The organism is Enterococcus sp. C63 (assembly GCF_040887215.1).
GTDB classification, from domain to species: Bacteria; Bacillota; Bacilli; order Lactobacillales; family Enterococcaceae; genus Enterococcus_B; species Enterococcus_B hirae.
Genome location: NZ_JBFOFI010000025.1, coordinates 1 through 243 on the forward strand (window position 1 = coordinate 1; position 243 = coordinate 243).

At 44.4% G+C, this 243-nt stretch carries 1 protein-coding gene; it reads right to left on the reverse strand.

All coding sequences use genetic code 11. The features are described 5' to 3' along the window. Nucleotides 1-243, reverse strand: a 243-nt coding sequence (locus AB3H90_RS14405) for a G5 domain-containing protein (RefSeq protein WP_368016919.1), incomplete at both ends; no start/stop codon positions are given.

A 243-nucleotide genomic window follows, 5' to 3' on the forward strand; every position in this document is an offset into this window, starting at 1 on the left:
TCAACAGTTGTCGTTGTAAACGGCACAGCTTCGGTTAAGACCTCTTCTTTTTCTTCTGTTACTGGAACCTTTGTTCCTTTTTCAATGATTTGTGCCACAGGGGCAGTCGTTACCTCATTACTTACTTCTACTCGACTGATTTCGTTGCCTTCCCCATCATAAGTCACCTTATAGACGATCGTACGAATCCCGTCCTGTCCTGCCGTTTTGATCCGTGTAACTCCTTCTTCCAATTCTGGATTC